This is a genomic window from Pseudomonas mosselii, from assembly GCF_019823065.1.
Classification (GTDB): Bacteria; Pseudomonadota; Gammaproteobacteria; order Pseudomonadales; family Pseudomonadaceae; genus Aquipseudomonas; species Aquipseudomonas mosselii.
Genome location: NZ_CP081966.1, coordinates 2,517,032 through 2,542,598 on the forward strand (window position 1 = coordinate 2,517,032; position 25,567 = coordinate 2,542,598).

At 60.7% G+C, this 25,567-nt stretch carries 31 protein-coding genes and 3 pseudogenes; 21 read left to right on the forward strand and 13 right to left on the reverse strand.

Annotated elements, in window-relative coordinates:
- Positions 1 to 221 precede the first annotated feature (221 nt).
- Entirely contained in the window at positions 222 to 2,123 is a 1,902-nt protein-coding gene (locus K5H97_RS11680; protein ID WP_028689306.1) for a potassium transporter Kup, read from the forward strand.
- A 74-nt stretch (positions 2,124 to 2,197) separates the two neighbouring features.
- Here the strand turns inward: K5H97_RS11680 and chrA are convergent, their stop codons facing one another.
- Positions 2,198 to 3,568, reverse strand: a complete 1,371-nt coding sequence (gene chrA / locus K5H97_RS11685) for a chromate efflux transporter (RefSeq protein WP_028689307.1) — start codon at positions 3,566 to 3,568, stop codon at positions 2,198 to 2,200.
- 1 nt (position 3,569) lies between these two features.
- Here chrA and K5H97_RS11690 point away from each other — a divergent pair, with 1 nt between their 5' ends.
- The 4 genes from K5H97_RS11690 to K5H97_RS11705 all read left to right on the forward strand — a co-directional run bounded on the left by K5H97_RS11690 (position 3,570) and on the right by K5H97_RS11705 (position 6,531).
- Positions 3,570 to 3,737: a hypothetical protein gene (locus tag K5H97_RS11690; protein WP_155952661.1), complete on the forward strand. Its 168-nt coding sequence runs from the start codon at positions 3,570 to 3,572 to the stop codon at positions 3,735 to 3,737.
- A 157-nt stretch (positions 3,738 to 3,894) separates the two neighbouring features.
- Positions 3,895 to 4,878 carry a DUF1852 domain-containing protein gene (locus K5H97_RS11695; protein ID WP_028689308.1) on the forward strand — a complete coding sequence of 328 codons (984 nt, stop codon included), beginning with the start codon at positions 3,895 to 3,897 and terminating at the stop codon, positions 4,876 to 4,878.
- Positions 4,879 to 4,905: 27 nt separating this feature from the next.
- A complete protein-coding gene (locus tag K5H97_RS11700) occupies positions 4,906 to 5,934 on the forward strand; it encodes a methionine synthase (protein ID WP_028689309.1) in 1,029 nt (342 codons plus the stop codon).
- An 87-nt stretch (positions 5,935 to 6,021) separates the two neighbouring features.
- On the forward strand, positions 6,022 to 6,531 hold the full coding sequence (locus K5H97_RS11705) for a flavin reductase family protein (RefSeq protein ID WP_028689310.1): 510 nt from the start codon (positions 6,022 to 6,024) through the stop codon (positions 6,529 to 6,531).
- A gap of 280 nt (positions 6,532 to 6,811) precedes the next feature.
- Here the strand turns inward: K5H97_RS11705 and K5H97_RS29615 are convergent.
- Positions 6,812 to 6,898: pseudogene (locus tag K5H97_RS29615) on the reverse strand (c-type cytochrome); the annotation flags it as partial.
- 5 nt (positions 6,899 to 6,903) lie between these two features.
- Positions 6,904 to 7,395 carry a DUF1543 domain-containing protein gene (locus tag K5H97_RS11710; RefSeq protein ID WP_028689311.1) on the reverse strand — a complete coding sequence of 164 codons (492 nt, stop codon included), beginning with the start codon at positions 7,393 to 7,395 and terminating at the stop codon, positions 6,904 to 6,906.
- Between K5H97_RS11710 and K5H97_RS11715 the strand changes: the two genes are divergently transcribed.
- The 5 genes from K5H97_RS11715 (at position 7,394) to K5H97_RS11735 (ending at position 10,674) form a co-directional block, all read left to right on the forward strand.
- Positions 7,394 to 7,825 (forward strand): hypothetical protein, encoded by a 432-nt coding sequence (locus K5H97_RS11715; protein ID WP_155952662.1) that lies wholly within the window; start codon positions 7,394 to 7,396, stop codon positions 7,823 to 7,825. The two genes, K5H97_RS11710 and K5H97_RS11715, sit on opposite strands and share 2 nt — an antisense overlap.
- A gap of 296 nt (positions 7,826 to 8,121) precedes the next feature.
- Positions 8,122 to 8,658 (forward strand): DUF3833 domain-containing protein, encoded by a 537-nt coding sequence (locus tag K5H97_RS11720; protein WP_028689313.1) that lies wholly within the window; start codon positions 8,122 to 8,124, stop codon positions 8,656 to 8,658.
- Entirely contained in the window at positions 8,655 to 8,960 is a 306-nt protein-coding gene (locus tag K5H97_RS11725; protein WP_028689314.1) for a DUF6482 family protein, read from the forward strand. Before K5H97_RS11720 ends, K5H97_RS11725 begins: the two co-directional genes overlap by 4 nt.
- An 8-nt stretch (positions 8,961 to 8,968) precedes the next feature.
- On the forward strand, positions 8,969 to 10,495 hold the full coding sequence (locus K5H97_RS11730; protein ID WP_028689315.1) for a cryptochrome/photolyase family protein: 1,527 nt from the start codon (positions 8,969 to 8,971) through the stop codon (positions 10,493 to 10,495).
- Complete coding sequence (locus K5H97_RS11735; protein ID WP_081791532.1) at positions 10,492 to 10,674, forward strand: DUF2256 domain-containing protein; 183 nt, start codon at positions 10,492 to 10,494, stop codon at positions 10,672 to 10,674. Before K5H97_RS11730 ends, K5H97_RS11735 begins: the two co-directional genes overlap by 4 nt.
- Here K5H97_RS11735 and K5H97_RS11740 read toward each other — a convergent pair.
- Positions 10,612 to 10,764, reverse strand: a pseudogene (locus tag K5H97_RS11740) (DUF2878 family protein); the annotation flags it as partial. The gene K5H97_RS11735 and the pseudogene K5H97_RS11740 sit on opposite strands and share 63 nt — an antisense overlap.
- A gap of 346 nt (positions 10,765 to 11,110) precedes the next feature.
- On the opposite strand from K5H97_RS11740, the gene K5H97_RS11745 reads away from it, so the two are divergent.
- Genes K5H97_RS11745 through K5H97_RS11775 form a run of 7 tightly spaced genes read left to right on the forward strand, consistent with a single transcriptional unit; the run spans position 11,111 to position 17,387 of the window.
- On the forward strand, positions 11,111 to 11,788 hold the full coding sequence (locus tag K5H97_RS11745; protein WP_028689317.1) for a thermostable hemolysin: 678 nt from the start codon (positions 11,111 to 11,113) through the stop codon (positions 11,786 to 11,788).
- The gene (locus K5H97_RS11750) at positions 11,778 to 13,241 is read left to right on the forward strand and encodes an AMP-binding protein (protein WP_028689318.1); all 1,464 of its coding nucleotides are present in this window, start codon (positions 11,778 to 11,780) and stop codon (positions 13,239 to 13,241) included. The genes K5H97_RS11745 and K5H97_RS11750 overlap by 11 nt, the downstream gene beginning before the upstream one ends.
- A gap of 8 nt (positions 13,242 to 13,249) precedes the next feature.
- Complete coding sequence (locus tag K5H97_RS11755; protein ID WP_028689319.1) at positions 13,250 to 13,930, forward strand: TenA family transcriptional regulator; 681 nt, start codon at positions 13,250 to 13,252, stop codon at positions 13,928 to 13,930.
- Entirely contained in the window at positions 13,917 to 14,723 is an 807-nt protein-coding gene (locus K5H97_RS11760) for an SDR family oxidoreductase (RefSeq protein ID WP_028689320.1), read from the forward strand. Before K5H97_RS11755 ends, K5H97_RS11760 begins: the two co-directional genes overlap by 14 nt.
- Positions 14,720 to 15,361: a tetratricopeptide repeat protein gene (locus K5H97_RS11765; protein WP_028689321.1), complete on the forward strand. Its 642-nt coding sequence runs from the start codon at positions 14,720 to 14,722 to the stop codon at positions 15,359 to 15,361. Before K5H97_RS11760 ends, K5H97_RS11765 begins: the two co-directional genes overlap by 4 nt.
- A gap of 2 nt (positions 15,362 to 15,363) precedes the next feature.
- Complete coding sequence (locus tag K5H97_RS11770) at positions 15,364 to 16,026, forward strand: response regulator (RefSeq protein WP_028689322.1); 663 nt, start codon at positions 15,364 to 15,366, stop codon at positions 16,024 to 16,026.
- Positions 16,023 to 17,387: a sensor histidine kinase gene (locus K5H97_RS11775; RefSeq protein ID WP_028689323.1), complete on the forward strand. Its 1,365-nt coding sequence runs from the start codon at positions 16,023 to 16,025 to the stop codon at positions 17,385 to 17,387. The genes K5H97_RS11770 and K5H97_RS11775 overlap by 4 nt, the downstream gene beginning before the upstream one ends.
- 260 nt (positions 17,388 to 17,647) lie before the next feature.
- Here K5H97_RS11775 and K5H97_RS11780 read toward each other — a convergent pair whose 3' ends face one another.
- Complete coding sequence (locus K5H97_RS11780) at positions 17,648 to 18,745, reverse strand: mechanosensitive ion channel family protein (RefSeq protein ID WP_028689324.1); 1,098 nt, start codon at positions 18,743 to 18,745, stop codon at positions 17,648 to 17,650.
- 72 nt (positions 18,746 to 18,817) lie between these two features.
- Positions 18,818 to 19,318: a DUF4142 domain-containing protein gene (locus tag K5H97_RS11785; RefSeq protein WP_028689325.1), complete on the reverse strand. Its 501-nt coding sequence runs from the start codon at positions 19,316 to 19,318 to the stop codon at positions 18,818 to 18,820.
- A 326-nt stretch (positions 19,319 to 19,644) separates the two neighbouring features.
- Between K5H97_RS11785 and K5H97_RS11790 the strand changes: the two genes are divergently transcribed.
- Positions 19,645 to 19,809 (forward strand): DUF6021 family protein, encoded by a 165-nt coding sequence (locus K5H97_RS11790; protein WP_167388388.1) that lies wholly within the window; start codon positions 19,645 to 19,647, stop codon positions 19,807 to 19,809.
- 76 nt (positions 19,810 to 19,885) lie between these two features.
- Here K5H97_RS11790 and K5H97_RS29620 read toward each other — a convergent pair.
- A pseudogene (locus tag K5H97_RS29620) lies at positions 19,886 to 19,978 on the reverse strand (protease); the annotation flags it as partial.
- 152 nt (positions 19,979 to 20,130) lie between these two features.
- Between K5H97_RS29620 and K5H97_RS11795 the strand changes: the two are divergent.
- The gene (locus K5H97_RS11795) at positions 20,131 to 20,373 is read left to right on the forward strand and encodes a hypothetical protein (protein ID WP_028689326.1); all 243 of its coding nucleotides are present in this window, start codon (positions 20,131 to 20,133) and stop codon (positions 20,371 to 20,373) included.
- The gene (gene xth, locus K5H97_RS11800) at positions 20,370 to 21,167 is read left to right on the forward strand and encodes an exodeoxyribonuclease III (RefSeq protein WP_028689327.1); all 798 of its coding nucleotides are present in this window, start codon (positions 20,370 to 20,372) and stop codon (positions 21,165 to 21,167) included. Before K5H97_RS11795 ends, xth begins: the two co-directional genes overlap by 4 nt.
- On the opposite strand, the gene K5H97_RS11805 is transcribed toward xth, so the two are convergent.
- The 6 genes from K5H97_RS11805 to K5H97_RS11830 all read right to left on the reverse strand — a co-directional run bounded on the left by K5H97_RS11805 (position 21,164) and on the right by K5H97_RS11830 (position 24,811).
- On the reverse strand, positions 21,164 to 21,430 hold the full coding sequence (locus K5H97_RS11805) for a hypothetical protein (RefSeq protein WP_081791533.1): 267 nt from the start codon (positions 21,428 to 21,430) through the stop codon (positions 21,164 to 21,166). The two genes, xth and K5H97_RS11805, sit on opposite strands and share 4 nt — an antisense overlap.
- 77 nt (positions 21,431 to 21,507) lie before the next feature.
- Complete coding sequence (locus tag K5H97_RS11810) at positions 21,508 to 21,972, reverse strand: hemerythrin domain-containing protein (protein ID WP_028689328.1); 465 nt, start codon at positions 21,970 to 21,972, stop codon at positions 21,508 to 21,510.
- A gap of 144 nt (positions 21,973 to 22,116) precedes the next feature.
- Positions 22,117 to 22,560 (reverse strand): DUF421 domain-containing protein, encoded by a 444-nt coding sequence (locus tag K5H97_RS11815; protein ID WP_028689329.1) that lies wholly within the window; start codon positions 22,558 to 22,560, stop codon positions 22,117 to 22,119.
- A 9-nt stretch (positions 22,561 to 22,569) separates the two neighbouring features.
- A complete protein-coding gene (locus tag K5H97_RS11820) occupies positions 22,570 to 23,076 on the reverse strand; it encodes a hypothetical protein (RefSeq protein ID WP_028689330.1) in 507 nt (168 codons plus the stop codon).
- An 11-nt stretch (positions 23,077 to 23,087) separates the two neighbouring features.
- Entirely contained in the window at positions 23,088 to 23,591 is a 504-nt protein-coding gene (locus K5H97_RS11825) for a CinA family protein (protein WP_028689331.1), read from the reverse strand.
- Between the two features lie 362 nt (positions 23,592 to 23,953).
- Positions 23,954 to 24,811: an SDR family oxidoreductase gene (locus K5H97_RS11830; protein WP_028689332.1), complete on the reverse strand. Its 858-nt coding sequence runs from the start codon at positions 24,809 to 24,811 to the stop codon at positions 23,954 to 23,956.
- A gap of 194 nt (positions 24,812 to 25,005) precedes the next feature.
- Between K5H97_RS11830 and K5H97_RS11835 the strand changes: the two genes are divergently transcribed.
- The gene (locus K5H97_RS11835) at positions 25,006 to 25,530 is read left to right on the forward strand and encodes a hypothetical protein (protein WP_016486361.1); all 525 of its coding nucleotides are present in this window, start codon (positions 25,006 to 25,008) and stop codon (positions 25,528 to 25,530) included.
- Positions 25,531 to 25,567: the final 37 nt, after the last annotated feature.

Consider the following 25,567-nt stretch of genomic DNA (forward strand, 5'->3'; position numbering starts at 1 on the left):
GCGATTTGGATGCACCCAGACGAAAAAAAGAGCCTTGGCCGACAGCGCGCAAGGTGGCCAGCGCTCTTCCTCCGAGGTCGAGCGCTCATCGGGCAATGGCGTTTTTTTACGCTTTCTTTATGCCGGCCTTTGCAGGTTGAGAAGATACTGGCGCGGCTTTTTCTGTCCCCCGCCTGCCTGCCCGCATTCAGTGTTTACGCAATACTGACGAGACGTTACCTGTGAGCCAATCCGCAATCGTTGAAAACCCGTCCCACGCCAACAAGAGCACAGGCGTCGGCCTGCTGGTCGCCGCCGTCGGGGTCGTCTATGGCGACATCGGCACCAGTCCCCTGTACACACTCAAGGAGGTGTTCTCCGGCCATTTCGGCGTGCAGGCCAACCTCGAGGGAGTGCTGGGCATCCTGTCGCTGGTGTTCTGGTCGCTGATCTGGGTGGTGTCGGTGAAATACGTCCTGTTCATCCTGCGCGCCAGCAACCAGGGCGAGGGCGGGATCATGGCGCTGACCGCGCTGGCCAGGCGGGCGGCACGTCCTTATCCGCGGCTGAGCAAGGTGCTGGTGCTGCTGGGGCTGTTCGGCGCAGCGCTGTTCTACGGCGACAGCATGATCACCCCGGCGATCTCCGTGCTGTCGGCGGTGGAAGGCCTGCAACTGGGCATCGATGGCATCGAGCACTGGGTAGTGCCCCTGGCGGTGGTGGTCCTGGTCGGGCTGTTCATCATCCAGAAGCACGGCACGGCGCGCATCGGCATCCTGTTCGGGCCGGTGATGGTGCTGTGGTTCGTGGTGCTGGGGGCGCTCGGCATCCATGGCATCGTGCAGCGGCCCGAGGTGCTGCAGGCGCTGAACCCGTCCTGGGCGGCGCACTTCTTCGTGGCTCATCCGGGCATCGGCGTGGCGATCCTGGGCGCCGTGGTGCTGGCCTTGACCGGTGCCGAGGCGCTCTACGCCGACATGGGACACTTCGGCCGCAAGCCGATTTCCCGCGCCTGGTTCATCCTGGTGTTGCCGGGTCTGGTGCTGAACTATTTCGGCCAGGGCGCGCTGATCCTCGACAACCCGGCGGCGGTGCGCAACCCGTTCTACCTGCTGGCCCCGGAGTGGGCGCTGCTGCCGATGGTCGCGCTGGCCACCCTGGCCACCATCATTGCCTCACAGGCGGTGATCTCCGGCGCTTTCTCGCTGACCCGCCAGGCCATCCAGCTGGGCTATGTGCCGCGCATGTTCATCCAGCACACCTCCAGCGAAGAGCAGGGCCAGATCTATATTGGCATGGTCAACTGGGCGCTGATGGTCGGCGTGGTGTTGCTGGTGGTCGGTTTCGAGTCGTCCAGCGCCCTGGCTGCGGCCTATGGCGTCGCGGTGACCGGCACCATGCTGATCACCACGCTGCTGGCCTCGGCGGTGGTGCTGTTGCTATGGAAGGCCCCGCGCTGGCTGGCCATTCCCTTGCTGCTGGGCTTCCTGCTGGTGGACGGCCTGTACTTCGCCGCCAACGCGCCGAAGATCCTGCAGGGCGGCGCCTTCCCGGTGATCGCCGGCCTGGCGCTGTTCGTGCTGATGACCACCTGGAAGCGCGGGCGCAGCATCATCGTCGAACGCCTGGATGAAACTGCCTTGCCGCTGCCCTTGTTCATCGCCAGTGTGCAGGCGCAGCCGCCTCATCGCGTGCAGGGCACGGCGGTATTTCTCACCGCCCGCTCCGATGCGGTGCCTCACGCGCTGTTGCACAACCTGCTGCACAACCAGGTGCTGCACGAGCAGGTGGTGCTGCTGACGGTGGTGTCGGAGGATTCGCCGCGGGTGACGCAGGACAAACGCTTCGAGGTCGAGGCCTTCGGCCAGGGCTTCTTCAGGGTCAACCTGCACTTCGGCTTCATGGAGGAGCCTGACGTGCCCCTGGCGCTCAGCCATAGCAGCACGGCCGAGCTGGACTTCAGCCCCATGCGCACCACCTACTTCCTGAGCCGGGAAACCGTGGTGCCGACCAAGCGAATCGGCATGGCCAAGTGGCGCGAGCACTTGTTCGCCTTCTTGTTGAAGAACGCCAACAGCAACTTGCGGTATTTCAAGCTGCCGCTGAACAGGGTGATCGAGCTGGGGACCCAGGTCGAGATGTGAAGGGGGGCTCAAGGGGGCGGTGGTCCGCGATGACCGCGAGGGGGCGAGCGCTTCCTCCCGAGCAATAGCATGAATCAAGCCCGCAGCAGATGAACAGCCAGCCCGGCCACGGCGCAGGCAAACAGCACCTGAATCACCCCCCGCTTGAAGCGGAACAAGGCGACTGCCGCAGCAAACGCGATCACCGCTGAGGGCCAGTCGAATGCCCCACTGAAACCCTTTGGCCAAAGCACGTGGTAGCCAAAGAACAGGGCCAGGTTCAGGATCACGCCCACGACCGCCGCGGTGATGCCGGTCAGCGGTGCGGTGAACTTCATCTCGTTGTGCGTCGACTCCACCAACGGGCCACCGGCGAGGATGAAGAGGAATGATGGCAGGAACGTGAACCAGGTGACCAGGCTCGCCGCGACCGCACCGGCAAGAAACGGGTGCTCGGTACCGAACATGGGATGCACGTAGCCCCCAACGAAACCGACAAAGGCGACCACCATGATCAGTGGTCCCGGCGTCGTTTCTCCCAAGGCGAGGCCATCGATCATCTGGGTCGGCGTCAGCCAGCCGTAGTGTCCGACAGCGCCCTGGTAGACATAGGGCAGCACCGCGTAGGCACCACCAAAGGTCAGCAGTGCGGCCTTGGTGAAGAACCAGCCCATCTGTGGCAGGGTTGCGCCCCAGCCAAACGACAGCGTCAGCAGCCCCATGGGCAGGACCCAGAGTGCGGCACCGACCACAAGCAGGCGCAACAGGTGCCCCCAACCGAATCGGGCGTGCGTGGGAGCCGGGGTGTCGTCATCGATCAGTGCCGGGCCATGGTTATGCTTTGCGGTTCCGTGACCGCCACCGATCACGAACTGGGCTGGGGCAAGGCGGCCTCCCACATAACCGATGATCGCGGCCACCAGCACGATCAGCGGGAACGGCACGTTGAGGGCGAAGATGGCAACGAACGAGGCGCCGGCCATGGCCCATAACCAGCCATGCTTCAACGCGCGCGAACCGATCCGGTGGGCTGCGTGGACGACGATTGCCGTGACCGCCGGCTTGATGCCATAGAAGATCCCTGCCACTACCGGGACCTCACCGAAGGCGATATAGACCCAGGACAGACCGATCAGGATGAACAGTGAAGGCAATACGAACAACGCGCCGGCAATCACCCCGCCCCAGGAGCGGTGCATGAGCCAGCCGATGTAGGTGGCCAGCTGCTGAGCCTCAGGGCCGGGCAACAACATGCAGTAATTCAGCGCATGCAAGAACCGCTTCTCGCTGATCCAGCGCCGGCGCTCGACCAGCTCCTGATGCATGATCGAGATCTGCCCGGCGGGCCCGCCGAAACTGATGAATCCCAACTTGAGCCAGAACAGGAAGGCTTCATACAAACTGACCGGCTGCCGGGTGTCTTGCGAAGGTGGCTGTGTGCTCACAGCGGAGGGAGTATCAACCATTTTGAGCTTCCTCACTTGCGAACGCCGCCAGCAGGCCATCGAAAATGTCCTCGGCTACCGTTTTCAGTTGATCGTCATCGCCGACATTTTCTCTCAAGCCCGCGAGCATACGCGTTTTCAGAGGCCGCATTCCAGCGCAGGCAGCGTCGATCGTGAGCAGGTGTCTTAGAACGATTATGAGGAAAACTAAAGATCAGCTTAAAATAAATGAGCTTTCCTCAAGGTGTTCATCTGCTGACAATCCCCCCATTGAATTTTTCCTTCGAAGCCGGGCAAGCCGGAAGACTTTTCAGGATCTACTTCGGGAATGAGGGTACCGGGTCACAATGAATAAAGAATTTACCTTCGCGATTAGTAGTATTCGTTTCGACGAAGACTATCGACCTGCGGACAACACGCGCATCACCACCAACTTTGCCAACCTGGCCAGGGGCGAGAGCCGTCAGCAAAACCTGCGTAACACGCTGGCGATGATCGACAATCGCTTCAATGCCCTGGCGCATTGGGACAACCCCAAGGGTGACCGTTATTCGGTAGAGCTCGATATCGTTTCCGTCGAGATGAAGATCGCGGATGAACAGACGGGCGATGCCTTGCCGTTGATTGAAATCCTGAAAACCAGCATTGTCGATCACAAGACCCACGAGCGCATCGAAGGCATTGTCGGGAACAATTTCTCCTCGTACGTGCGGGACTATGACTTCAGCGTGCTGTTGCTGGACCACAACAAGGGGCAGTCCGGCTTCAGCACGCCGCAGGCATTTGGCGAACTGCACGGGAAACTGTTCAAGTGCTTCGTGAACTCGAGCACTTTCAGGGAGCATTTCAACAAACTGCCGGTCATCTGCCTGAGCGTTTCGAGCAGCAAGACCTACCATCGCACTGAAAATCAGCACCCGGTCCTGGGTTATGAATACCAGCAGGATGAGTACTCATTGACCGATGAGTACTTCGCCAAGATGGGCCTGAAGGTGCGCTACTTCATGCCGCCGAACAGCGTCGCGCCGTTGGCGTTCTATTTTGCCGGCGACTTGCTGGGTGATTACACCAACCTGGAATTGATCAGCACCATCAGCACGATGGACACCTTCCAGAAGATCTACCGCCCCGAGATCTACAACGCGAACTCGGCGGCAGGCAAGTCCTATCAGCCCAGCCTGAAGCACCAGGACTACTCGTTGACTCGAATTGTCTACGACCGCGAAGAGCGCAGCCGTCTGGCCATAGAGCAAGGCAAGTTTGCCGAAGAACAATTTATCAAGCCGTACCACGCTGTGCTGCAGCAATGGTCCGCTCATTACGCTGTTTGATCGATCGAATACACAAGGCCTTGGGTCATGAAAAAACTACTCCCCACTTCGACTGCCGGCAGCCTGCCCAAACCGTCCTGGCTGGCACAGCCGGAAACCCTCTGGTCGCCCTGGAAGCTGCAAGACGAGGCGCTGATCGAGGGCAAGCAGGATGCGTTGCGTCTGTCGCTGCAAGAACAGCAACATGCCGGTATCGACATCGTCAGCGACGGTGAGCAAACTCGCCAGCACTTCGTCACCACCTTCATCGAACACCTCGACGGCGTTGATTTCGAGAAGCGCGAAACCGTGCGTATTCGTGATCGCTACGATGCCAGCGTGCCGACCGTAGTGGGTGCCGTTGCGCGCCGTAAGCCGGTGTTCGTCGAAGATGCCAAGTTCCTGCGTCAGCAAACCTCGCAGCCGATCAAATGGGCGCTGCCAGGCCCCATGACGATGATCGATACGCTGTATGACGCGCACTATAAAAGCCGCGAAAAGCTGGCCTGGGAATTCGCCAAGATCCTCAACGAGGAAGCCCGCGAGCTTGAGGCTGCCGGCGTTGACATCATCCAGTTCGACGAACCGGCCTTCAACGTGTTCTTCGACGAGGTGAACGACTGGGGCGTTGCCACCCTGGAGCGGGCCATCGAAGGCCTCAAGTGCGAAACGGCCGTGCACATCTGCTATGGCTATGGCATCAAGGCCAATACCGACTGGAAGAAGACCCTGGGTTCGGAGTGGCGCCAGTATGAGGAGGCGTTCCCCAAACTGCAGAAATCCAAGATCGATATCGTCTCGCTGGAGTGCCACAACTCCCACGTTCCGATGGAGCTGATCGATCTGATCCGCGGCAAGAAGGTGATGGTTGGAGCCATCGACGTGGCCAACCACGCCATCGAAACCCCGGAGGAAGTGGCCAATACCCTGCGTAAAGCGCTTCAGTTCGTGGATGCCGACAAGCTCTACCCGTGCACCAACTGCGGCATGGCGCCGTTGCCGCGTGCCGTGGCACGCGGCAAGTTGAATGCCTTGAGCGCAGGTGCAGAGGTCGTGCGACGAGAGCTCGCGAAGTAAGGCTGAGCGCGAGGTGGAAGGGGCGGGGCGCGCAGCTTCGGCCCTTTCCTATTGCTGACGGGTCGCACCCCATATCCAGGATCTACTATGTCGCTCTTCAGTACTGCCATCGAGCCTCTGCGCTTTCGCGAAGCGCTCGGGCACTACGCCTCCGGCATCACGGTGATCACCTCGCACTGTGATGGCGAGCCGCTCGGCTTTACCTGCCAGTCGTTCTACAGCGTGTCGATGAACCCGCCGCTGGTGTCATTCAGCGTCATGTCCAATTCGGCCAGCTACCCCGGGATTCGCAAAGCCGGCCGCTTCGCGGTCAATATTCTGTCGGGTGAGCAGGTCGGGATTTCCAACCAGTTCGCACGGCGCGGCACGGACAAGTGGCAGGGCGTCGACTGGCAGGCCTCGCCGCTGGGCAACCCAATCATCGCAGGCAGCCTGCATTGGCTCGATTGCGAGATTCACGCCGAACACGCCGCCGGTGACCATCTGATCGTGATTGGCGAGGTGAAAGCGCTGAACTTGCAGGAAGCGGCGGCTGCCCAGCCATTGCTGTACTTCAAGGGGCAGTATTGCAACCTCGCCGAGCTCAGCCCGGCCTGAGCCTTGGCAATGGCCAGCACGGCCGAGGTCCAGCCACGCTCTGGGATTTACCGGCATGCCCACGCCACCCACTTCATGGATGGCACCGACGATGCGCTGGTCAGTGCCCTGGGCAGACAGTTGATTGGCGCGTATCAGGGGGCGGCGGGGTGAATTTTGTCGCGCCTTCTTCGTCACCCGTGGAGTGGACAGGTTCATCGGACGAGGAGGGCCCGTGCAGACTGATCACGTATTGAGCAGGCAGCCTCCCACCTGGCTGTTGCGCAACTTGCTGGCCGCATCACTTGGACATGTAGTCGATCACTGCCTGGTAGTCCTCGGCGGTGCAGTCCATGCACAGGCCTCGCGCCGGCATGGCGGTGAAGCCGGTCTTCAGAGCAGGATGTAGTCACTGAACTGGCGGATACCTCCATGCTCGCCCTTGACCAGATGCACATAGCGTCCCGCCACCAGATCGACCGGCAGGCAATCGTCGACGTCGAGCACAGCGTCGGTATGCGGCTTGAACCAATCAGATGCCATTCGTTGCTTGCCCAGGCGCTTGGCCTCGGCCTTGTCGGTGGCCGCCACCAGCAGGTAGCGATGCGCTTCACCGAATACCTGCCGTTCATAGCCGCCCAGGTTCAGGAAGAACAGGCGCATGGTGTCGGGGCCCGGAGCCACCTGGCTCAGTTCGACGCGATAACCATCGACACCGGCAACTTCCAGCCAGGAGTCGATGTGCAGGCCTTCCGCGCTGCCGAACCAGGCTTCGCGCAATTGCGGATAGAGCTGTTCCAGGGTATCGGCCTGGGCGAAGACCACATCGTGGACTTCGATGTGGGCTCGAGGGTGACGACCGCCGAGCATGACGATGTAGAGCATGATCAATCCTTCAGGGCAGCAAAAAGCGCTGTGGTGTAAACACTACAACGCTGTTCGCCAAGCACGCAATCAGCGTAACGGTTGCCTGAACACTCCGTGCAGACGTCGCCAGGCCAGTACGACACCACTGCGCGCAATGACCAGGCCACTGATGCTCATGGCAACGAGCAGGCTTTCGCGTAGCAGTCGCCTGGCCAGCCGGCGTTGTCAATCCCAGCTATACAGCAGTTTGAACAAACAGCGGCCGAACCGTTGCGTGTGCGACTACCTCGCCGTTCGGCGTTTCGCCTGGGCACTTTGGGGCGCCTTTGGCGTGCTCATAATCACGCTTTGTGTGTTTGCAGCAAGTTTGCGTGAGGGCTATGCGTTGCTGACTTTGGCATTCGTGCCTGTCGATATTGCGGACTTGGCGATATTGCTAGTGACCTGATCGAGGTCTGGCGCTGTCCATAAAAATCTATACGGTTGCAACGAATAATTGTACAAGATGCTATTGTTGTACAGTATTTGCGTGCGATCGAGGTCATTATGGCGCACCGTACTCGTTGGACTTGCCTTTGTCTGTTACTGGTTATCTTCTCGGCGGGCGCGAGCTGGAGGGCCGAGCTGGCTGGTGCGCAACGGCTCGGGAGTGGTGAGTTTCTTCTCCATCTGGCTAGACCCACGCTCCAGGGGCCCGCAACTGCGCCTGCTTGGGCTGGCTAGCAACGACTGAGGAACATGAACATGTACAAAGTACTGTTGCTGGTTTCCTGCGTGCTTCTGGGCAGCTGCCGCAATGTCGTTGTCGAGCACTATGCCCAGGAGCAACCGAAACTCGACCTGGCTGCATTCTTCTCGCGACCGGTGCAGGCCTGGGGGATGTTCCAGAAGCGTTCCGGGGAAGTGGTCAAGCGCTTCCATGTGCGTATCGACAGCCGCCGCGAAGGTGAGCGGCTGATCCTCGACGAACATTTTCTCTATAGCGATGGCACGCGCCAGCAGCGTACCTGGACACTGGTGCCAGACGGCCCTGGTCGCTGGCGCGGAACAGCAGGAGATGTGATCGGCGAGGCGCGCGGTGAAGTGGCGGGTAACGCGTTGCGATGGCGTTACCAGCTGGGCCTGCCAGTTGACGGGCGGCACTGGCAGGTAGACCTGGACGACTGGATGTATCTCATGGATGACGACACCCTGATCAACCGTTCAAGCATGAGCAAGCTGGGCGTCGAAATCGGCCAGATCACCCTGTTTTTCCGCCGCCAGCCAGAGGGCACACAATGAACCTGATAGCGCTTACCCAGCTGGTCTCGACCGGCGCAGCAAAGGAGCTTGAACTGTTGTCGCTGGAGGGTGGCTTCTACCTTCTGCGCGCCTTGACCGACGCCGGCCCCGTGACATTGAGCGATGCCCATGGGCAGCCCGTTCGCGTGCGTTCCACTACCGAGCTGCGGCAGCTGTTGGCCGACCTGCCACCCGTGCCTTGCATGCTGGTACAGCAGGTGGTGCATGATGAGATGTGCGGGCAACGTGACGGCCCCATTGCGCCGCTTCGCGTACCGGTCACGCTCACCAGCCAATGGTAGCCAGAACGATGCGCCTGGGCCTTGTGCTGGGTGACCAGCTGTCGTTCGACCTGGCGAGCCTCGCTGCCCTTGACCCCGCCCGCGATGCTGTTCTGATGGCGGAAGTGGAGGGTGAGGCTCGCTATGTGCCGCATCATCCGCTCAAGATCGTGCTCATCTTCAGCGCCATGCGGCACTTTGCCCAGACCCTGCGTGAGCGGGGTTGGCAGGTGCATTATGTCGAGCTTGATGCTGACGGCAACAGCGGCAGCATCGTTAGCGAGTTGCATCGCTGGCAAGAAGCCCTGGGCGCCACGCAAATTCACCTGACCGAGTGCGGGGAATGGCGCCTGGAGCAGGCTCTGCGTGATGCCGGATTGCCCCTCGTGTGGCATCGCGACACGCGTTTTCTGTGCTCCCGCGAAGCCTTTGCGCGCTGGGCCCACGAGCGTCGTCAGCTGCGTATGGAGCACTTCTACCGGGGCATGCGCAAGCGAAGCGGCCTGCTTATGCAGCCCGACGGCAGCCCGGCAGGTGGGGCCTGGAATTTTGATGGTGACAACCGCAAGCCCCTGCCTCGCCAGTTGCGTGGGCCGTTCGCTGCGCATTTCGCGCAGGACGGGATCACAGCAGCGGTGGTCGCCTTGGTACGACGGCGCTTCAGCGACCACTACGGGGACGTCGACGGCTTTGACTACCCCGTGACCCATGCCGAGGCAAAGCAGCTGTGGCAGCACTTTCTGGATTTTGGCCTGGCGGCTTTCGGCGACTACCAGGACGCGATGGCCGAGGGCGAGCCGTACCTGTTCCATGCGCGCATCAGTGCGGCGCTCAACATCGGGCTTCTGGATGTGCGATGTGTGTGTGAAGAGGTCGACAAGGCCTGGCGCGAGGGGCGGGTGCCGCTTAATGCAGCTGAAGGCTTCATTCGCCAGTTGATCGGCTGGCGCGAGTATGTGCGCGGTATCTATTGGCTGCGCATGCCTGAGTATGCCGGGCTCAATCACCTGGGCAACGACCGAGCGTTACCTGAATTCTATTGGACCGGGCGCACCCGCATGCGCTGCATGGAGCAAGCCATCGGGCAGACCCTGCGGTTGGGCTACGCGCACCATATCCAGCGGTTGATGGTGACCGGTAACTTCGCCTTGCTGGCGGGTATCGTGCCTACCGCGATTTGCGAGTGGTACCTGGCGGTATATATGGATGCCTTCGACTGGGTCGAGCTGCCCAACACGCTTGGCATGGTGATGCACGCCGACGGCGGCTACCTGGGGTCCAAGCCATACTGCGCCAGTGGTCGTTACATCCAGCGCATGTCCGATCATTGCCAGGCGTGCAGTTACAAGGTGAATCATGTGATCGAGGACGACGGCTGCCCGTTCAATGCCCTGTACTGGCATTTCCTCATCCGCCATCGCCCCCTGCTGTCGCCGAACCCGCGCTTGGCTCTGGTTTATCGCAGCCTTGATGGCATGACTGCTAGTCGGCGCGATGCCGTGTGGCAGCGTGGCCAAGCACTGTTAGCGCAGCTTGATGCGCAGCAGCCGTTATGAAAAAGAGTCTTTTGCCCAGCAAGGTCTGCGTGGCATGTGATCGGCCGTTCAACTGGCGCAAGCGCTGGGCCCGCTGTTGGGACCAAGTGCGCTACTGTTCAGAGCGATGCCGCAGGTCAGCGCCGCGCCGCGAGGCGCGCGAGCAGTGGCATGGCCAAGACCCATATCGGCATCAGTAGCAGGCCGGTTTGCAGCGCGCCAAGCGGCAGGGCGACATCCTCAAACCTTGCGCCGCCTACGTAGGCCAACGGGCCACCCCGTGCACCCATCCCTCTTGAAGCGCGCATCGTGGTGCTGTGCAATGTGTATGACGCCTTGTGCATGCCCCATCCCTACAAACCCAGGTAGAGCGCGCAACGCGCCCAAGCCTTCCTCCTGGAGCAGTCAGGGCAGCATTTTGATCCGCATTTGGTCCAGGTCATCCAAGGATGCTTCGAGCAAATCGAGCAGTATTTCGAATCATCCAAAACGGCACAGGGCCTTCGCCTACAAAGGTGGGTATTTGTGGCATTTAGCCGTCAGGCCGAATTCACCTGAAGTCGAAAACGTCACTTCAGATTCTATTCAGATTCGACCCCGATAATCCCTCCGTCGAACCCAATCGGGGGGAGTTTCATGACCGAATCTCAATGGAGCAGTCTGCTCCCGCTACCCATCGGTAGCCATGCCGACCACCGCGCGCAGCTTTCACTTTGTCTGGAGGGAGATCCTTCACGTGCGGATCTTGAGCAATTCATCCACGCGTGCTTTGCCGCCGTGCATCAAGCGAATGTGCAGCATTACCTACCAGAACTCTTGGCATTGCATGATAGCCACGGCCGCCTGATCGCCGCGGCCGGCATGCGCCCGGCCAGCCAGGGGCCAGTATTTCTCGAACGGTACCTGGACGTGCCTTTGGAAACCGCCGTTTCTCAAGTTGCGGGTATTTCATTGGATCGCACCTGCATAGTCGAGGTAGGAAACCTGGCCTCCCTCAGCGCTGGCAGTGCTCGCATCATGATCATCGCTGTCACGTGGTTGTTGGCCAACCGCGGCCTTGAGTGGGTCACGTTCACTGGGGCGGCGACACTGATAAACAGTTTTCAACGGCTTGGGCTTACGCCCTGCGTGTTGGCCGCCGCCGATCCCGATCGCCTACCGGGGCAGATGGATCAGTGGGGGACCTACTATGACCAACATCCGCAGGTGTTTGCCGGAAACATCGGCTATGGCTTCGACGCCCTGACCCGAGCCGGCGTGTTCCAAAGGCTGGGTTTTCCAGTGCTCGCCGAGGAGACTGGCCATGCCGCGTGAACTGGAGCGGTTTCAAGAGCTGCTGATGTCGTTCGCCCGAGATCATGCCGGTGCCGTGGCGGTGAAAGGTGATGCTCACAGCTACACATACCGGCAGTTACTCGGTGAAGTGGGACTGCGAGCCCATGTGCTGCACCGGCAACCTGCTGGGGCATTGGTGCTGGCCCTGGATAACGGCCCTGATCTGCTGTTCTGGGACCTGGCCGCCTTGTTCGCGGCGCGCCCCTGCGTGATCGTGCCGTCGTTCTTCAGCGCGACGCAGTTTGATCACTGCATTGCTCAGAGTGGTGCTTCAACCGTGCTTTGCACGACGCAGTGGGAGCCGCGACTGGTCAGTGAGGGGTTTGTTCAGGAAGGTGAGTTCTGGGTGCGCGAGCGGCTGGCCAGCGCCCGATTGCCTGATGGTACCGCCAAGATTACCTACACCTCTGGCAGCACCGGGCACCCTAAAGGTGTCTGCCTGAGCGCTGACGCCATGCTGCGGGTAGCACGGGAATTGGAGGCGGCAAGCCGGCCCACTGAACCGCAACAGTACCTGGCCGTGCTGCCTTTGGGCGTATTGCTGGAGAACCTCGGCGTATATGCCGCACTGATGGCGGGTGCCTGCGTACAGCTCTATCCGCAGCATCAGTTGGGCATGGGCGGGGCAAGTCAGGTGGATTTCAAGCGACTGCTGGGCGCCATTGCCCTCAGTGGTGCGCAGAGCCTGATCCTCGTTCCGCAGTTGCTGATGGGGCTGGTCACGGCCATCGAGCGCGGGTTGATGCGCGTTGGCCCACTGCGTTTCGTGGCGGTGGGCGGTGCCCGGGTATCGCCAAGCCTGCTAGCCCGGGCCGAGGCGGTCGGGTTGCCGGTGTTCGAAGGCTACGGCTTGTCGGAGTGTGCCTCCGTGGTCGCATTGAATCGCCCTGGTGCCGTACGCCACGGCAGCGTCGGCCAGCCATTGCCCCATGTGCAAGTGCGTATTGCCGACGACGGCGAGGTGCTGGTGGCCGGCTCGACACTGCTTGGCTACCTTGAGGACGCCCCGGTGACCCAGTCCTGGTGGGCAACGGGCGACCTGGGCCACCTCGACGAAGAAGGCTATCTGTTCCTCGATGGACGCAAGAAACACCAGTTCATCACCAGCTTCGGGCGCAACGTCAACCCGGAGTGGGTAGAAGCCGAACTTACCCAGAGCGGCGTCATCGCCCAGGCATTCGTGCATGGCGAAGCCTTGCCGCACAACCTGGCTCTGCTTTGGCCTCTTGACCCTGCCGCCAGCGACGATGCCATCGAGCAGGCCGTGCAGCAGTGCAACGCGCAGTTGCCCGATTACGCCCGGGTACATACCTGGCGGCGCTTGCCGGCCCCCTTCAGCACCCGTGACGAAACCCTGACTGCCAACGGCCGCCCGCGACGCGAGGCGATCCTGCAGCACTACCAAACCCTGTTATCCGATATCTCGTGGTGAGGCTCCCCATGTCCTTTTTCGACACCCTGCAACTACAAACAACCCAAGAGCGTCAGGCGTTGTTCGCCGTGCCGGTGATCCGTGACGCCCTGGCCGGCCAGGTCAGCCTGGACAGTTACATTGCCTTCCTGACCCAGGCCTACCACCATGTCCGCCACACGGTTCCGCTGATGATGGCCTGTGGCGCGCGCTTGCCGTCGCGCCTGGAGTGGCTGCGCGGCGCGGTGTGCGAGTACATCGACGAGGAATACGGCCATGAGCAGTGGATCCTCAACGATATCAACGCCTGTGGTGGTGACTGGGAGGCGGTGCGCGATGGTCGGCCGGCGCGGTCGATCGAGCTGATGGTCGCCTACCTCTACGACCTGATCGCCCGCGGCAACCCGGTCGGGCTCTTCGGCATGGTCAACGTGCTCGAAGGCACCAGCATCGCCCTGGCCACCCAAGCGGCGGGCACGATCAAAACCACACTGAACCTGCCTGACAAGGCGTTCAGCTACCTGAGCTCCCATGGGGCGCTGGACCAGGACCACATGGTGACCTACAAGCAACTGATGGACCGCCTCGATGATGCCGCAGACCAACAGGCCGTCATCCATGCGGCGAAGGTCGTCTACCACTTGTACACCGAAATGTTCCAAGGCTTGCCGCGCGCGGGGCAGCTAGAGGTGCATCATGCGCTTGCCTGAGTCCGTGGTGATCCTCACCGGCGCCAGTGGTGGCATCGGCCTGGAGCTGGCCGAACAGTTGTGCGCTGCCGGTGCCCAGGTACTGGCTGTCAGTCGACACATGGGCAAGCTGGCAGGCTTGATGAATCGCTACCCGGATCGCCTGCGTTGGCAGGAGGCCGACTTGCGCAGCCAGGCGGGGCGCGAACAGGTCGTGAGCCGAGCCCGCGAGATGGGCACTGTCAACGTGCTGATCAATGCGGCCGGCGTGAATCGCTTCGCCCTGCTCGACCAATTGGACGAGCACGCGCTCGACGAGCTGCTGGACATCAACCTCAAGGCACCGCTGCAGCTGACGCGGGCCTGCCTGCCGCTGCTGCGTGCTCAGCCCAAGGCACTGGTGGTCAATGTCGGGTCCACCTATGGCTCGATCGGCTATCCCGGCTACGCCACCTACTGCGCCAGCAAGTTCGCCCTGCGCGGCTTCTCCGAGGCACTGCGGCGCGAGCTGGCCGACACCACGGTCAACGTCTTGTATGCCGCCCCCCGGGCGACCCGTACCGGCATGAACAGCAGTGCTGCGACTGCGCTCAATCAAGCGCTTAAAGTCGGCATGGACGACCCGGCGGATGTTGCGCGCGCCGTTCTCGCGGCGGTGCAGTCCGAGCGCAGCGAACTTTACCTGGGGTGGCCGGAAAAGCTTTTCGTGCGCATCAACAGCATGTTGCCGGGCGTGGTCGACCGCGCACTGCGCAAGCAACTGCCCGTCATTCGGCGCTATATCGCTAACCACTCCAAGGAGTCGATCAAATGAAGCGTCTGTTCGTCGCCAGCTTGTTGGCATTCGCACCCTTGACCTGGGCATTGGACCAGGCAGGCACACAGCACCTGAGCGATCTGCAGCAGCACTGGGCGCAGATCCAGTACCAGGTACCGAAGGACAAACGTGCCGACGCCTTTGAAAAGCTCTCCGCTGACGCGGCGGCATTCGTTCATCAGTACCCCGGATCACCTGAGCCGTTGATCTGGCAAGGCATCATCGACAGCAGTTGGGCGGGCGCCACCGGTGGCCTCGGCGCACTGGGCAAGGTCAAGGCGGCGAAGGCCAGTCTTGAGCAGGCCATGAAACTGGACCCCAATGCCCTGCAGGGTTCGGCCTACACCAGTCTTGGCACTTTGTACGATCAGGTGCCCGGCTGGCCAATCGGTTTCGGCGACACTGACAAGGCTGACGCCCTGCTGCGCAAGGCGCTGCAAATCAACCCAAATGGTATCGACAGCAACTATTTCTGGGCCGATCATCTGTATCGACAAAAGCGCTACCCTGAGGCTACTGCTGCTCTGCAGAAAGCCTTGCAGGCCCCGGCCCGCCCAGGGCGTGAGTTGGCTGACCAGGGCCGGCGTGCCGATATCGATGTTTTAATGAAAGCGATCAAGGACAAACAGGACTGAACATGCGGCTGCTGCTGGTTGAGGACGACATCGCACTGGGAGAGGGCATCTGCGACGGCTTGCGCCAGGAAGGCTATACGCTCGACTGGTTGCGTGACGGCGTCAGTGCCTTGCATGCGCTGCAGCATGAAGCCTTCGACCTGGTGATCCTGGACCTTGGCCTGCCGCGCATGGATGGCCTGGAACTGCTGCGGCGGGTGCGCGCCGGCGGCGACAGCCTGCCGGTGCTGATCCTCACCGCGCGGGATGCGCTGGACGACCGCATTACCGGGCTTGATGCCGGTGCCGACGATTACCTGGTGAAACCTTTCGACCTCAACGAACTGAAGGCACGCTTGCGCGCCTTGCTGCGGCGCAGTGCGGGGCGAGCGAAGGTAGTGGTCGAGCATGCCGGGGTCAGCCTCGACCCTGCCACCCAGCAAGTGCACTACAACGGTGTCGAAGTGGTGCTGACCCCGAAGGAGTATGTGCTGTTACATGAACTGTTGGCGCAACCCGGCAAGGTATTCACCCGCGAGCGCTTGACCCAGCTGCTGTATGGCTGGGACGAAGAGCCCGAGAGCAATACGCTGGAGGTGAACATCTACCACCTGCGCAAGAAGCTGTTCAACGGGTTGATCCGAACAGTACGCGGCATCGGCTACCTGGTCGAGGCCAAGGCATGAGCTCGCTGCGCCAGCGCACACTGTGGCGGGTGATGTTGTTGCTGCTGCTCGGCACCGGTCTGCTGGCGCTCTACAACTACCACGATAGCCGCCGCGAAATTAACGAGGTGTATGACGCGCATCTCGCCCAGAACGCCCGCCTGCTGCAGGGTGTCATGAGCCTGCCGGTGCAGGACGGCTCGCGTGAGGCGCTGTACCAGGCCTTCAATGAGGCGTTGGGCAGGGCAGGGCGACATCAGGTGGGGCACCCTTACGAAAGCAAGCTGGCTTTTCAGGTCTGGCAGGTCGGCGGAGCCCTTCTGGTGCATACACCCAGCGCGCCAGCGTTCGATTCGCCACCGACGGTACCAGGCTTTTACGACTTCACCAGCGGCGGCGAACAATGGCGCGGTTTCGTCTTGCCGGTGCCGGAAAAACGCTGGGTGATCTGGGTCGGCGAGCGTGATGACGTACGCTACGACCTGATCGACCGTATTGTCCGCCATACCCTGTTCCCGTTCCTCCTGGGCAGCTTGGCATTGGCGCTGTTGGTCTGGGCGGCGATCGGCTGGGGGCTGCGGCCGTTACAGAACATGGCCAATGTCATCCGCGCGCGCCACGCCGACTCCCTTGAACCATTGCAACTGGTGCCGCTTCCCTCGGAGCTTGAGCCGATGCAGGCCGCCATCAATCGCCTGTTGGCGCAGATCGAGGACCTGTTGCGGCGTGAGCATCGGTTCATTGCCGATGCCGCTCACGAAATGCGCACGCCGCTGGCCGTCCTGCGCCTGCATGCACAGAACGCGCTGGCCGCCAGCAACGACATGGAGCGGCAAAAAGCGCTGGGGTTCCTGATGGGCGGGGTCGACCGGCTGACCCGGGTGGTCAACCAGTTGCTGACACTCGCCCGCGTCGAGCCGAAACTGGGGCAGCGTGCCAGTACCTGCGTCGACCTGGCTGAGGTGGTTACCGAGACCTTGGCTGAGCTGACCCCGTGGATACTTGATCGCGGCCTGGAGCCCTCGCTGGAGATCGGTGAAGGCGACCATCACCTGGCGATCGATGCTGGCGCGTTGGGCATTGCGCTACAGAACCTGGTGTCCAACGCGGTTGAACATTCACCTCCGGCAGGCCGCATAACCGTATCACTCAGGCGTCTGGATGGCGCCTTGGAGCTGGTGGTCGAGGACGAGGGGCCAGGTATCGATGAAGCAAGCCTTTCTCGTGTATTCGAGCGTTTCTATAGCCGCAACAGCCCGAATGGCGCCGGCCTTGGTCTGTCGATCGTTGCGACCATCATCGATCGCCTGGGCGGGCAGGTCCGGTTGGAGAATCGAGCGGGCGGGGGACTGGCCGCCACCTTGCTGCTGCCAAGGGATTGAGTCCATCGGCACATGCGCTGGCCAAGTCCTGCCGATGACCTGCGGCGCAACGCAACGTTGATAGCTTCAGACTGCGCCGCCCGGGCTTGAACTGGCACTGAGCCTCGCCGCCGGTGCGGCGAGGCCAGGAGGGCAGCAGTTGTGCGACTGCCTGGCCATCCTTCTGGCGGCGTTGGTCTTGTGCACGATCAGGTACATCGGTGGGGACGGCATCGGGTAAACGCCCACCTGGCCGAGATGGGCCAAAATGCGACCCGCCGTCACAGTACCTGAGACTGAACGAAGGGTTGCGGCAGCGCCGTAACTTTGATGGCACGCACTGGCACGGCAAATTTGGCGCCGATTCGGGTGAAGCGTTCGAGCAGGTGAAAGTTGATGGCCTGTTGAATATCCATGTAGAGGTTATAGCCAGGGTCTCTCACGATATAGACGCATTCGAACTCCAGCGCCTCTTTGCCAAAGCCGCGCAAGTGAGCGCGGTCGAAACGCACCTGCTGCTGGGCCTTGATCGCCTCTTCGACGATGGCGGGCGCCTGTTTCACCGCCTCGGTGGGCGTGTCGTAGGACAAGCCGAACTCGAACACAATACGTCGTTCCTGCAAGCGCTTGTAGTTCTGGATGGTGCTGCTGATCATGCTGGCATTGGCCATGACGATCTGCTCACCGCCCAGGCTGCGGATGCGAGTAGTCTTCAGCCCAACATGTTCCACCGTGCCGGCCAGTGGGCCGATGACGATGAAATCACCGACTTCGAAGGGTTTGTCGACGGCAATCGACAATGAGGCGAACAGGTCACCCAGGATGTTCTGCACGGCCAGGGCCACGGCAATGCCGCCCACACCCAGGCTGGCCACGAAGGCGGTGATATTGACGCCGAGATTGGACAGCATGGCCAGCAACACTACCGACCACAGCAGCACCCGTGCCCCCCAGGCCGAAAGCGTGGCCAATGCACTGCCTTGATACAGGCCGTCGGCGCTGTGCCGGCTGAAGTAGCGTGTCAGCCCCAGCGCGATGGCGCGATTGACCCAGAGGCCGATCTGCAAGGCGGCGACCACGAACCACAAGCTACTGACCCGGCCCAACCAGCGCTCGGGCAGGTCCAGCATGCTCAAACCGACCAGCAGCGAAGCGAGCAGCAGCAGGCTGTTGCTGGTACCAGCCAGTACCTTGGCCAGCACCTGACTCATCGCCCCGTCATGTTCGGACCAGCGCTGCACCCGGCGCATCAACAGGCCGATGACAGCTCTGGCAATCACGAACGTCAGCACGGCAACGCACAGCGCTACCAACAGGTTGAGGATGGAAATGCCGAAGAATGTGGTGTCGGTGAACAGTTCGATGATTCGATCATTCATGGGGAGCCCACCTCCAGATGGCTCAAGGCAGGGCCGCAAGGCGGCCCCTGGGATTGCGCGGTGACGTGTGGGTTACTTGCCGTGGGTGGCTTTCAGCGCCCTGGCCTGTTCCAGATGGTGTTGCAGCGTTGGCAGCTTGTCGCTGGCAAAGGCCTTCAGCTCAGGCTTGTCGGAGGAGGCGGCCTCTTTCTTGAACAGTTCCACGGCCTTTTCGTGCGCGTCGACCTGGTTATTGACGTAGGACCGGTCGAACGACTCCTCGCGCCATTCGAGGATCATCTTCTTGACCTTGTCGGTCAGCGCCGCCTCGTCGGGCACGCTGATGTCCAGCTTGCGGGCGATATCACCGAGTTCCTGGTTGGCTTTGGTATGGTCTGTAACCATTTGCTGGGCGAATTGCTTGATGTCTGCGCTTTGGCTCTTTTCGTGCGCCAGGTTGCCGGTGACCACTTCGGCGATACCGGCTTCAGTGGCCGCATCGACGAAATCGTCCGAAGACGCTGCCTGTACCTGCAGCGAAGCCAGGCCCATCAACAGGGTTACCCCGGCGATTTTCAAGAATGGTTTGTTCATCTTTCACTCCTTCGCTTGGTGGCTGCGACCTCTATGCCGCAATCGGTTGAGCCGTAGGAGCAGGTGAAGGTTTAGTTTTTCTCGAATAACCGGCCACTGTGAGGGCGCAACCGGCGTTTTGGGCACCGCTCATCCACTATGTCGCAATCAGAACGAACTCACGGGTACCGTTCAGACTTGTCCAGCAGATGGCATGTAGAAGGAACTTTACCGATCTTGCGATCCTCCACCGGATGCGAGTGCTTCACCGAAATATTTCATGAACAGCCCGTTCAGAAAGGGGCAAGACCCTGACGGTGAATACATCACACTCCGGAGACCGCAAAATGAACAAATCCGACGATCAGCAGCAGAAAGGCCCCCATTCCTCCGATCATGCAACGACTGATCAGGACCTGGGATTCGATCCGGACTCTCCAGACCTGGACGACCCTCAAGTGGACCCCCAAGGCCCAGCGAAAGCGCCCAGGGATGTGGAAAAGAAACCGTGAGCTTGCCTACCCTGAATGTTTGCCGAGCAGAACAGTAGGTTGAAGTGTTTGCTAGCCCACGGTTAGCAAGTGAACAAGCAAGGTCTTGGATCAACCGATCATTGAAGGCGGGTATATCATCCGGCATGCGGCGGGTGATCAGATTCCCGTCCACCACCTCTTCATCTACTTTCGCCAGGTGTGGACGTGGGACGTCTCGGACGGAGTGAGAAGTTCCATCGCACTACTTCAGCGGTAGGGTTGCTAACCGTCTGACCGTTGCGGTTGAACATTGCGCGGTGCTTGGGCTCTCACTTGCAGGGATAGAACGAGGCGGCCGTCATGAGCATCGAACGCAGCATTCCTGAACTTGAAGCCTGGTACGCGCAGTACGACGACATCAGCTACCGGCGCGAATCGCCGGACGCCTACCACCATGAACTGGTTCGCACCGCCGAGGCGCTAAGGGACGATGGTGCCATTGACTGGGATGACTGGTTGGCGCTGAAGGCACTGGCCGACGAGGCTCATATCCGGGCTCTGGAAGATGCCGTGCAGGCTCATGTGAGCGCCCCTGACGCATGAGAGCGCTGAAGATCGCCACCTTCAATATCAATGGCATCCGCAGCCGCCTGCCCGCGCTGTTGGCCTGGCTGGAGCGGGAGCAGCCGGACATTGCCTGCTTGCAGGAACTAAAGGCGGCCGACCAGCAGTTTCCTCGCCAGGCCATCGAAGCGGCAGGTTATGGCTGCCTTTACCAGGGGCAACCCTCCTGGAACGGTGTGGCGATCCTGGCGCGCGATAGCGAGCCGCTGGAGGTACGTCGCGGGCTGCCCGGCATGCAGGACGATCAGCAGAGCCGCTATCTCGAAGCTGCGGCGCACGGTGTACTGGTGGGCTGCCTTTACCTGCCCAACGGCAACCCGCAACCCGGCCCGAAGTTCGATTACAAACTGCGCTGGTTCGAGTGCTTGATCAAGCATGCCCACACACTGCATGTCAGCAGCCATCCTGCGGTATTAGCGGGGGACTTCAACGTTGTGCCCACCGATCTGGACATCTATAACCCGCGCTCATGGCTCAAGGACGCGCTGCTGCAACCTGAATCGCGGGCGTTATTCCAAGAATTGTTGGCCCAGGGCTGGGTCGATGCTGTTCGTCACCTTTATCCCGAGCAGCGCATTTACACGTTCTGGGACTATTTTCGCAATCACTGGGCGCGTAATGCCGGGCTTCGTATCGATCACCTGCTGCTCAACTCGGGTCTGAGCCCTTATTTGAAGCGGGCGGGCGTGGATGCCTGGGTGCGCAACGAAGCCAAGGCCAGTGATCATGCGCCGGTCTGGATCCAGTTGGGCGGGCGCCGCCAGCAACGCTAGGCTGTTCCCTGCAACGTGCGGGCAGCTTGCAGTTGTGTGTTTTTTCGCCACCCTCGCAGATTCATGGCACAGAGGCACAATTGCAGGATGATCAATGCCCAGGCTTCTGCTTGCCAGCCCCAGACGGCCCACAGAACGTTGCTTGCAAGAAAACAACAGAAACCTGCCTTCCTGCGCCCCGGACGGCGTGAACCGATGCACCAGGCTGCCAGCACGGTCATTACCATGGCGGGCCATTCAAGTAAGCCAATCCAATATTCCATGAAACCTTCCGACTGATGATGGGTAGCTGAAACTGATCACATGCCAGCGTACTGAGCGCTGGCAGGTGATCGCTTGACTAAGCTGCTCGCTGCTCGCCCTTGAGCATCTTTTTCTGCATTTCCATGGTTTGCCCCAGCTCCTCGAGGGTGTCCTTGCTGAGCAGCTTCTTCGCGGTGGGGAAGAGTTCGCCTTCCTCTTCCTCGATGTGATGCTCCAACAACTCTTTCATGACCTTGACCCGCCCGGCGAATTCGACGGTGCCGGTTTCGGTATGCAGGAGGTCGGGTAGGACGAGGGAGTCGACAGTCCGGTGTTCTTCCTTGGCCTCGTAGTACATCTTCGCTTCTTCCTTGCCACCCGCTTGCTTGATGGCCGGGTAGAGTATTTCTTCCTCGAGCGTGGTGTGGATCCGCAACTCCTGCTCGATCCTGTGAAGTAACTCGGCCCGTTTCTTCACTGCGCGCTCGGTGGTGGTCGACAGTTCTTCGAGAAGTTTTTTCACCAGCTTGTGGTCTTGAATCAGTAAGTCGATAGCGTTCATTGGCGTTACCTCATCACGGATTGAGTCAAGAACTTGCTCGTGGTTGAGTACGCGCAGAGTGACAGGGTTCAATGCTTACGATGGCTGGCATCATCGCGTGTGCATGCGAAGCGATGGACGTAGCTTTACTGTTGCCAAAAGGCCTCACTTGGCAGGAATGATCGAAATCTTTCCATTGCGTTCGACGATGGCGAACTTGACCTGCTCAATGTTCTCGATGCCTTGGCTGTCCCGCGCTGACTCGAGGATATCGTCCTCCGTGAGGCGTACCCGGCGCATGCGGTGATGCAGAAAGCGCCCATTCTCGACAACCAGGGTAGCGTGCCCATCCAGAAACCTGGCCAAGGGCTTGGAGTTGAGCTTCGCGAGCGAAAGACCGACGTCCAGGACGATCAGCGTGGCAATCACCAGCATGGCATTGGTGAACGAAAAGTCCTCGCCCAGAAGCGCCTGCTGGGTGGCCTCCCCGATGATCAGCAGCAAGACGAAGTCAAAGGTCGTCAGGTCGGCCAGCGAGCGCCGCCCGGCTACGCGAAACAGCAGCATGAGGGGGACGTACATTCCGGCTGCGCGGAGGATCGAATCCATGACGCACCCCTAGGGGTAAAGGAATGTGGAGAAACGAACGGCGCTTTTGGGGCCAGCCCTGACGATGCCCTCCAGAGTGCCTACGTGCTCACTTCGAAGGGTCAGGTACAAGGTGGCCACGCCATCTTGCCTTGTACCCAATTGGAACAGCATGGCCTGGCCATGTGACATCGACCGTTGCGGCTCCGGTTGTAACGTCTCGATACTGGCGTCACGAAGCAATGATCCTGCGAGTTGCACCTCTACCGGCTGACCAGGGGTACCCTGAACGGTGATGAAAAGGCTATCTGTCGTGCCGCTTCGGCTGAGGCGCTGATACTCAACCCGTACCCTGCCATCCTGGCTCACCACCTCGGCATCGCTCAACGGGCCATTACCGAACAGGCCTGCCAAGGCAAGCAGTACGATGGTCACGAGTACATACCACCCCACGCGCTCAAAGCGCCAGACGCGCTGCTGCATCGGCATGTCTTCTTGAACAGGGTGACGCCGGGATACCAGTTCATCTTCCGACATGATCACAGCCCTCAAGCGCGCTCACCGTGTAACCAGCGCTGGTGATAGTGGGAAACCTGGGTCAGACCGAACAGGGCGCCTTCGCGCATGACTTCAGATCGCTCGCCGAAGAACCGTCGAGTGCGCGTGAAAACGGCAATTGGATCGCCGGCGAAAGCCCACGCAAAGCACATCGTCCCCGGCGGTATTCCGGATTCGGGCGCCGGGCCGGCTACCCCGGTGGTGGCTATAACCACATTGGCATCGCTGTCTCGCAAGGCGCCCAAGGCCATTTCCCAGGCCACTGCTTCGCTGGTCAAGCCGTATCGTTCGATGGTTTCGGCGCTGACGCCCAGCAGGCGTTTCTTGGCGCTGGGTGAGTAGACGACGTAGCCGCTTTCCAGCACCTCTGCGGTACCCGGTACCGCCGCCAGCAAAGCCACCATGCAGCCCGCAGTGCACGATTCTGCTGTGGTCAAAATCAGTTTGTTGTTCTTGAGATAGCCGAGGGCGGCCAGTACAGGGTCGTTTGCCATTCCAGTGTCGACTCGCTTGTTTTGCGGTGGACGCGATCCTGGGGTATTTGGTTCATCGCATCTATTGCCCGGCTATCTCGAGAAGTGAATGTGACGTGAACTTTGCCCGTGCTTCGGCTTCCCTAGTTCAAAGGCAATGGCAGGAGAGCAACATGAAGAAAGTGAGCGATAGGCAAAAGGAGTCTGCGCAGACGAGGCCGCATGGGGAAGAAGAGCGAGACAACGATGCTCATCGTCCGGATGGATCCACCGGTACATCACATGACTCGACAGCGCAAAAAACGGCCCGTGATCACGATCGGCACAAACACTGAATCTGCCCCGCAAAAGGGAGGCCCGCCAGCACGGCGAGCCTCTTGGCGCTAAAGTATCGGTTTGCCGCCAGTCACCGCGTAACGTGAGCCACTGATGTAACTGGCCTGGTCGGAGCCCAGCAGCACGTAGATCGGCGCGACCTCGACCGGCTGCCCCGGCCGCCCCATCGGGTAGCTGGAACCAAAGTTCTTGACGGCCTCGTCCGGCATGGTTGCCGGAATCAAAGGCGTCCAGATAGGGCCTGGCGCGACACTGTTGACCCTGATGCCTTTCTTGCCCAGCAACTGAGCCAAGCCAGCAGTGAAATTGGCAATGGCCCCCTTGGTCGTGGCATAGGCCAGCAGGCTGGGGGATGGATCGTCGGAGTTGACCGAGCTCGTATTGATGATCGAACTGCCCTTGGGCATGGAGGGTAGTGCCGCCTGGCAAATACGGAAGATGGCGGTGATATTGGTATCGAACGTTTTCACCCATTCATCATCGTCGATTTCCTCCAGGGTCTCATGGGACATCTGGAACGCCGCGTTGTTGACCAGGATGTCGATACGCCCGAACTGGCGGACGGTCTTTTCGACGATGTCGTAGCAGTGCTGTTTCTGCGCCAAGTCTCCGGGTAACAGCAGGCATTGACGGCCCGCGGCCTCGACCCAGCGCGCGGTTTCTTGCGCATCTTCATGCTCATTCAGGTAAGCGATGGCGACGTCTGCACCTTCACGGGCATAGGCGATCGCTACTGCCCGCCCGATGCCGCTGTCTGCTCCGGTGATGAGCGCGATCTTGCCTTCGAGTCGATTGTGACCGGTATACGACTGCTCACCACAATCCGGGTAGGGTTCCATTTTGCGCTGTGAGCCGGGGACATTTTGAGGCTGTGAAGGGAAGGGCGGGGTAGGGAAGTCTCGCATGGTAGAAGCTCCTGCAGTTGAGAACGTTCATACCGGTTCGAAAGGCCGGGCCCCGGCGTGTTGGTTTCAATCTGCGGTTGATACGACGAGCGGTGGGGATACCAATCCAATTGAATTTCACGCCCCATCGCCGTTCTACCGAGCTCAGCTCCAGGCGCATCTCGTCGTTCGGAGCCCAACTCCCGGAGTAGCAAGTGCCTCGAATCATTACCCCAACGACCCCTGAACACGAGATCAGCGAGCACAATGCCAGGATGTTTGGTTCTCCCAAGGAGCGTCTGGACTTTTACCGGCGTGAGATCCAGTACGAAACCAGCATCCTGGCCAACCGCACCGACGCCTACCTGGCGGCGCAGTCATTCCTGGTCATCGCCTTCGTCTCCTCCATGGGCAACCTAAATCAAGGATGGGGCGAGATGTTCACCCTGATCGTGCCCGCGTTCCTCGCCCTGCTCGGGGTATTGAGCTCGCTCAATGCCTGGCCTGGCATCCGTGCGGCCTACAACATCATCGATCATTGGCAGCTCAAGCAAAGCCATCTGCTGCGCAGCGAGCCGTTGATGGGGTTGGCTTACGACGAATCGCCGCTGTTCTGCGAGGCGGAAACCTCGCGTGCAGGCCATCGGAAATCACTGCTGTTCTCGCTGCGCACACCGTGGATCTTTCTGGTGTTCTGGGTGCTGCTGGGTAGCTACTCGGTGTACATCCAACTCGCCTGACAGTCCGCTGCATGGATTGGCTGCGCGTCGTCCTGCG

Excerpts from the sequence above, each read along its gene's own strand:
- chrA (WP_028689307.1), bottom strand. The coding sequence starts at position 3,568 with ATGGTTGATACTCCCTCCGCTGTGAGCACACAGCCACCTTCGCAAGAC.
- K5H97_RS11695 (WP_028689308.1), top strand. The coding sequence starts at position 3,895 with ATGAATAAAGAATTTACCTTCGCGATTAGTAGTATTCGTTTCGACGAA.
- K5H97_RS11700 (WP_028689309.1), top strand. The coding sequence starts at position 4,906 with ATGAAAAAACTACTCCCCACTTCGACTGCCGGCAGCCTGCCCAAACCG.
- K5H97_RS11705 (WP_028689310.1), top strand. The coding sequence starts at position 6,022 with ATGTCGCTCTTCAGTACTGCCATCGAGCCTCTGCGCTTTCGCGAAGCG.
- K5H97_RS11715 (WP_155952662.1), top strand. The coding sequence starts at position 7,394 with ATGATCAATCCTTCAGGGCAGCAAAAAGCGCTGTGGTGTAAACACTAC.
- K5H97_RS11710 (WP_028689311.1), bottom strand. The coding sequence starts at position 7,395 with ATGCTCTACATCGTCATGCTCGGCGGTCGTCACCCTCGAGCCCACATC.
- K5H97_RS11720 (WP_028689313.1), top strand. The coding sequence starts at position 8,122 with ATGTACAAAGTACTGTTGCTGGTTTCCTGCGTGCTTCTGGGCAGCTGC.
- K5H97_RS11725 (WP_028689314.1), top strand. The coding sequence starts at position 8,655 with ATGAACCTGATAGCGCTTACCCAGCTGGTCTCGACCGGCGCAGCAAAG.
- K5H97_RS11730 (WP_028689315.1), top strand. The coding sequence starts at position 8,969 with ATGCGCCTGGGCCTTGTGCTGGGTGACCAGCTGTCGTTCGACCTGGCG.
- K5H97_RS11735 (WP_081791532.1), top strand. The coding sequence starts at position 10,492 with ATGAAAAAGAGTCTTTTGCCCAGCAAGGTCTGCGTGGCATGTGATCGG.
- K5H97_RS11745 (WP_028689317.1), top strand. The coding sequence starts at position 11,111 with ATGACCGAATCTCAATGGAGCAGTCTGCTCCCGCTACCCATCGGTAGC.
- K5H97_RS11750 (WP_028689318.1), top strand. The coding sequence starts at position 11,778 with ATGCCGCGTGAACTGGAGCGGTTTCAAGAGCTGCTGATGTCGTTCGCC.
- K5H97_RS11755 (WP_028689319.1), top strand. The coding sequence starts at position 13,250 with ATGTCCTTTTTCGACACCCTGCAACTACAAACAACCCAAGAGCGTCAG.
- K5H97_RS11760 (WP_028689320.1), top strand. The coding sequence starts at position 13,917 with ATGCGCTTGCCTGAGTCCGTGGTGATCCTCACCGGCGCCAGTGGTGGC.
- K5H97_RS11765 (WP_028689321.1), top strand. The coding sequence starts at position 14,720 with ATGAAGCGTCTGTTCGTCGCCAGCTTGTTGGCATTCGCACCCTTGACC.
- K5H97_RS11770 (WP_028689322.1), top strand. The coding sequence starts at position 15,364 with ATGCGGCTGCTGCTGGTTGAGGACGACATCGCACTGGGAGAGGGCATC.
- K5H97_RS11775 (WP_028689323.1), top strand. The coding sequence starts at position 16,023 with ATGAGCTCGCTGCGCCAGCGCACACTGTGGCGGGTGATGTTGTTGCTG.
- K5H97_RS11780 (WP_028689324.1), bottom strand. The coding sequence starts at position 18,745 with ATGAATGATCGAATCATCGAACTGTTCACCGACACCACATTCTTCGGC.
- K5H97_RS11785 (WP_028689325.1), bottom strand. The coding sequence starts at position 19,318 with ATGAACAAACCATTCTTGAAAATCGCCGGGGTAACCCTGTTGATGGGC.
- K5H97_RS11790 (WP_167388388.1), top strand. The coding sequence starts at position 19,645 with ATGAACAAATCCGACGATCAGCAGCAGAAAGGCCCCCATTCCTCCGAT.
- K5H97_RS11795 (WP_028689326.1), top strand. The coding sequence starts at position 20,131 with ATGAGCATCGAACGCAGCATTCCTGAACTTGAAGCCTGGTACGCGCAG.
- xth (WP_028689327.1), top strand. The coding sequence starts at position 20,370 with ATGAGAGCGCTGAAGATCGCCACCTTCAATATCAATGGCATCCGCAGC.
- K5H97_RS11805 (WP_081791533.1), bottom strand. The coding sequence starts at position 21,430 with ATGGAATATTGGATTGGCTTACTTGAATGGCCCGCCATGGTAATGACC.
- K5H97_RS11810 (WP_028689328.1), bottom strand. The coding sequence starts at position 21,972 with ATGAACGCTATCGACTTACTGATTCAAGACCACAAGCTGGTGAAAAAA.
- K5H97_RS11815 (WP_028689329.1), bottom strand. The coding sequence starts at position 22,560 with ATGGATTCGATCCTCCGCGCAGCCGGAATGTACGTCCCCCTCATGCTG.
- K5H97_RS11820 (WP_028689330.1), bottom strand. The coding sequence starts at position 23,076 with ATGTCGGAAGATGAACTGGTATCCCGGCGTCACCCTGTTCAAGAAGAC.
- K5H97_RS11825 (WP_028689331.1), bottom strand. The coding sequence starts at position 23,591 with ATGGCAAACGACCCTGTACTGGCCGCCCTCGGCTATCTCAAGAACAAC.
- K5H97_RS11830 (WP_028689332.1), bottom strand. The coding sequence starts at position 24,811 with ATGCGAGACTTCCCTACCCCGCCCTTCCCTTCACAGCCTCAAAATGTC.